This window comes from Kitasatospora sp. NPDC056731 (genome assembly GCF_040687675.1).
Lineage (GTDB): Bacteria > Actinomycetota > Actinomycetes > Streptomycetales > Streptomycetaceae > Kitasatospora.
Map to the genome: position 1 here is coordinate 1,488 of NZ_JBFBNR010000090.1, position 4,959 is coordinate 6,446.

The 4,959-nt window shown below is 74.0% G+C and carries 4 protein-coding genes; 3 read left to right on the forward strand and 1 reads right to left on the reverse strand.

What is annotated here, in order from left to right; genetic code table 11:
• The first annotated feature begins 601 nt into the window (after positions 1-601).
• Entirely contained in the window at positions 602-1,480 is an 879-nt protein-coding gene (locus AB0R04_RS38650; protein WP_363378846.1) for a hypothetical protein, read from the forward strand.
• A 90-nt stretch (positions 1,481-1,570) separates the two neighbouring features.
• On the opposite strand, the gene AB0R04_RS38655 is transcribed toward AB0R04_RS38650, so the two are convergent.
• The gene (locus AB0R04_RS38655; RefSeq protein ID WP_079135935.1) at positions 1,571-2,941 is read right to left on the reverse strand and encodes a DUF1015 domain-containing protein; all 1,371 of its coding nucleotides are present in this window, start codon (positions 2,939-2,941) and stop codon (positions 1,571-1,573) included.
• A gap of 92 nt (positions 2,942-3,033) precedes the next feature.
• On the opposite strand from AB0R04_RS38655, the gene AB0R04_RS38660 reads away from it, so the two are divergent.
• Both AB0R04_RS38660 and AB0R04_RS38665 read left to right on the forward strand, forming a co-directional pair.
• Positions 3,034-3,633: a tetratricopeptide repeat protein gene (locus AB0R04_RS38660; RefSeq protein WP_363378842.1), complete on the forward strand. Its 600-nt coding sequence runs from the start codon at positions 3,034-3,036 to the stop codon at positions 3,631-3,633.
• 100 nt (positions 3,634-3,733) lie between these two features.
• Complete coding sequence (locus AB0R04_RS38665) at positions 3,734-4,771, forward strand: HAD-IIA family hydrolase (protein WP_363378844.1); 1,038 nt, start codon at positions 3,734-3,736, stop codon at positions 4,769-4,771.
• Positions 4,772-4,959 lie beyond the last annotated feature (188 nt).

Genomic DNA, 4,959 nt, shown 5'->3' on the forward strand with positions numbered 1-4,959 from the left:
CAACCGTGACCGTGGCGACCGTCCGTCGGGTGGTTTCAACCGCGATGACCGTGGTGGCGACCGTGGCGGCTTCCGTCGCGATGACCGCCCCTCGGGCGGTGGTTTCAACCGTGACCGTGGCGACCGTCCGTCGGGTGGTTTCAACCGCGATGACCGTGGTGGCGACCGTGGCGGCTTCCGTCGCGATGACCGCCCCTCGGGTGGCGGTTTCAACCGTGACCGTGGCGACCGCCCCTCGGGTGGTGGCGGTTTCCGTCGCGATGACCGTCCGAGTGGCTTCAACCGTGACCGTGACGACCGTCCGCGTCGTGACGACCGTCCGTCCGGTGGTGGTTTCAACCGCGACGACCGCGGCGGCGACCGCGGCGGCTTCCGCCGCGATGACCGCCCCTCCGGCGGTGGCTTCAACCGTGACCGTGGCGACCGCCCCTCGGGTGGTTTCAACCGCGACGACCGCGGCGGCGACCGTGGCGGCTACCGCGGCAACCGCGACGACCGCCGTGACGACCGGGGTGGCTACGACGACCGTCGCGGCAACTACGAGCCCGTCAAGCGCCTGCCGATCCCGGAGGACGTCACCGGCTTCGAGCTGGACGGGGACGTGCGCCAGGAGCTCAAGAGCCTTCCCAAGACGCTCGCGGACGACGTCGCCCGCAACCTGGTGATGGTGGCCCGCCTGCTCGACACCGAGCCGGAGGAGGCCTACCAGTTCTCCCGCGTCGCGCTCCGTCTGGCCTCCCGCGTGGCCGCCGTCCGTGAGGCGGCCGGTTTCGCCTCCTACATGACGCAGCGGTACTCCGAGGCGCTGACCGAGTTCCGTGCCGCCCGTCGGATGACCGGCCGTGCGGACCTGTGGCCGGTGATGGCCGACTGCGAGCGCGGTCTGGGCCGTCCGGAGCGGGCCCTGGCGATGGCCGGTGAGCCCGAGGTGAAGCAGCTGGACAAGGCCGGCCAGGTCGAGATGCGTCTGGTCTCCGCCGGCGCCCGCTCCGACATGGAGCAGTTCGACGCGGCCGTGGTGACCCTGCAGAGCCCGGAGCTGGCCTCCAGCGCCGTGCACCCGTGGACCGCGCGTCTCCGGTACGCCTACGGCGAGGCGCTGATCGCGGCCGGCCGTGGCGACGAGGCCCGTGACTGGTTCGCGAAGGCGGCCGAGGCCGACACCGAGGGCACGACCAACGCGGCGGAGCGCCTGGCCGAGATCGACGGCGTGGAGTTCGTGGACGCGCTCGACCCGGAGATGGCCGAGGAGGAGTTCGAGCAGGCCGACGCCCCGGCGAAGAAGCGCGGCGGCGAGGCCTCCGACGACCGCGTGATCTTCGAGGACGAGGAGAACGTCGAGGAGTACTACGACGAGGACGACCTCGAGATCGACGAGGAGTTCGACGGCGTGGTGCCCGCGCGCGCCACCGAGGCCAAGGACGAGGCCGAGGACGAGGCGAAGACTGACGCCGAGGCCAAGGGCGACGCCCGCAGCTGAGCGGTTCCGACCGACGAGTGAGGCCCTGCCCGCTTCCCCTGAAATTCAAGGGGAAGTGGGCAGGGCCTCTTCGTGTTTCGGCGGGGGAACCTAGCCCAGTTCGAGGTTGCGCAGCACCAGTCCGGTGGCCGGCTTCGGCCCGAAGGAGGTGGACTTGCGCGGCATGGTGACGCCCTGTTCGGCGAGTCTGCGGACCACGCTCTCCCGGACCGGGTGCAGCAGGACGGCGGTGCCGCCGGTGCGCGCGGCCTCCTGCTCGGCGGCTGCGGCGGTGTGCAGGTAGCCGATGTCGTCCGGGCCGTCGGGGACGTGCCAGGTGCGGTCGAGCAGGGTGGCGTGCAGGACGGTGGCGTCCAGATGGCGCCACTCCTCGGGCCGGTCGTGCGGCACGGTGGCGTCGAGCAGTGCCTCCTCGGGCTCGCCGAGCAGCCAGTACACGCCGTCCCCGCCGGTCAGTATGAAGCCGTTGCCGCCGTGCCGTTTCTGTTCGGCGAGGGCCTGGAGGGCGGCGGTCAGCGGGCCGGGGACCTCCTTGACCTTCCACTGGTCGCCGAGCCTCTCCAGCGCCTCGGCCACCGGCAGCCGGTACAGCACCCGGTGGATGGCCCGGACCCGCAGCGGGTAGCGGGCGGTGTCCACCAGGAGCACCAGGCCGCGGTCCCACGGGCTGCGCGGCAGGTGGCGGTGCTCGCGCTGGAGGCGGAGGTACATCTCCCAGCGGTGGTGGCCGTCGGCGATCAGGGCCCGGCAGGTGGCGAGGTCGCGGCTGATCTCGGCGATCTCGGCGGGGTCGGCGACGGCCCAGAGGCGGTGGTGGGTGCCGTCGCTGGTGGCCGTGGAGAGCAGTGGCTCGCCCTGGACAGTCCGCTCGATGACGCCGGAGGCGCCGCCGCTGCCGCGGTAGGTGAGCAGCAGCGGTTCGAGGTTGGCCCGGGTGGTGCGCATCAGGCCGACCCGGTCGGCGACCGGCCGCGGCATCACGTCCTCGTGGGGGAGGACCACGCCGGCCTCGCGACCGCTCACCGCGAGGGCGCCGATCAGCCCGCGTTGGAGCAGCTCGGGGGAGTCGCCGGTGGCGGGCACGCGCTGCTCGTAGACGTAGAGCGCGGGCGCCGGGTCGGCGGCGAGGATCCCCTCGCGCTGCCAGGCGGCCAGGAGCCGGGCGGCGTGCCGGTACTTGGTGTCGCGGTCGGGCCGGTCGCCGGCGTCCTCGGGCTCGGGCCTGGGCAGGATCAGCCGGACCACGTTGTGCGGGTCGGCGGTCTCCAGGTCGAGCCGACGGCCGGGGTCGACGACGTCGTACGGCGGTGACATGACCGCAGCCAGCGCGCCGACCCGATCGGGGACGTAGCGCAGGCCTTGGAAGGGTGACAGGGACAGGCCTGCGGTGGCGACGTGCCCGGGATCGCCGGGGCCGCCCTCGGGAGTCTCGACTCCGTCTTCTGCACTGGGTGTGCTCATTCTGGGCATCGTAACCGGGTACGCGTTGTTGAGAGATCGGAATACCCGTGCTGACCTGTGGGACGGGTGTGCGACCGAGGGCGAGGTACCGCATGGACGACGGGCAGGAACGGCTGGACGGCAGCGGCCCGGCCGAGCAGGGCGGGTTGGACGGCGCCGGCGGCGGGGGCGCGCAGGTGCACGGCGGCGTGCCGGCGCAGGGGCGTTCCGGCGAGCCGACCGGGGACGTGTACGACTGGTTCCGGCGCGGCGGGAGGCTGCTGGCCCAGGGCAACGCGGCGGCCGCCGAGCAGTTGCTGGTCCGGGCGGCGGCGGCCGAGCCGCAGTCGCGCAGCATCCGGGAGACGCTGGCGCGGGCCCAGTTCGACACCGGTTCGTACGCGGCGGCGCTGGAGAACTTCCGGGCCGTCGCGCTGGCCGATCCGTCGGACGACTACGCTCAGTTCGGGTGGGGCGTCGCGGCGGCCCGGCTGGGCGACTTCGAGACGTCCGCCGAGCACCTGGCGCTGGCCGTGGCCATGCGGCCGGGCACCGAGCACTACCAGGCGGCGCTGCGGCAGACCAGGGCGACCCTGGCGGCCCGCGCCGGGGCGTTCGGGCCGCTGCTGCCCGGGGCACCCGGGTACCTGGCGCCCCCGCCGGGCTCGGACGGGGCGCCGACGGGCGACGCCGGTGCGGACGACGAGGTCTGACCGGCTCGGGGCCCACCGGCTCAAGGGCCCACCGGCTCAAGGGCCACCCGCTCGGGGCACCCGAGGAAGCGAACGACGCAGTGAATGAGGTAGCGCAGCCATGACCGCACCGACCACCACCGTGCGACGGACCGCCCCCGGCGGCAGCGAGCAGCCGTTGACCGAGGCGTACGACACGGCGCTGCTGGACCTGGACGGCGTGGTCTACGCGGGCCCGCACGCGATCGAGCACGCCGTGGACGCGCTGGCCGTCGCCCGGACGGCCGGGATGCGGCTCGCGTACGTGACCAACAACGCCTCCCGCCCGCCGCGGGTGGTGGCCGAGCACCTGACCGGGCTGGGTGTGCCGGCCGAGCCGGCCGACGTGATCAACTCGGCGCAGGCAGCCGCCAGGGTGGTCGCCGAGCAGGTGCCGGCCGGGGCGAAGGTGCTGGTCGTGGGCGGTCCGGGGCTGGAGGAAGCACTGGCCGAGCGCGGGCTGGTCGCCGTCCGTTCGCTGGCCGAGGAGCCGCTCGCGGTGGTCCAGGGCTACGACCCGTCGGTCGGCTGGGCGCAGCTGGCGGAGGCCGCGTACGCGGTGCAGCAGGGGCTGCCGTGGGTGGCCTCCAACACCGACCTGACCATTCCGACCGCGCGCGGCATCGCGCCCGGCAACGGGACGCTGGTGGCGGCGGTGCGGGCGGCCGCCGGGGTGGACCCGGTGGTGGCGGGCAAGCCGCAGCCGCCGATGCACCGGGAGACCGTGCTGCGGACCGGCGCGCGGCGGCCACTGGTGGTCGGCGACCGACTGGACACCGACATCGAGGGCGCGTTCAACGGCGGGGTGGACAGCCTGCTGGTGTTCACCGGGGTGACCACCCCGGCGCAGCTGCTGGCGGCCCCGGCCGAGCACCGGCCGACCTACCTGTCGGCGGACCTGCGCGGGCTGCTGGAGCCGCACCCGGCGGTCACGACCGGGGCGGACGGCTTCGGCTGCGGCGGCTGGGTCGCGTCGGCCGCCGGTGGCGTGCTGCGGCTGGACGGCGGCGGGGACCGCTGGGACGGTCTGCGGGCGCTGTGCGCGGCGGCGTGGACGGCACTGGACGCGGACGGCGCACCGGCCGACGGGCGCAAGGCCCTGGCCGAGCTGGGGTTCTGAGCCGCCGCACGGCGCTCAAGGCGAGGGCGCTCAAGGCGAGGGCGCTCAAGGCGAGGGCGGTCGGGTCCGGAGTGTTCGGGGCCAGAGTGTTCGTGTCGGCGACGGCTGAACCGTGACCCACTCTGGCCGGTCGAGTTCTGACCCTCGCGTCGTTGGTTGTCTTGGTTAGTTGTTGTCGGTGGTTGAGG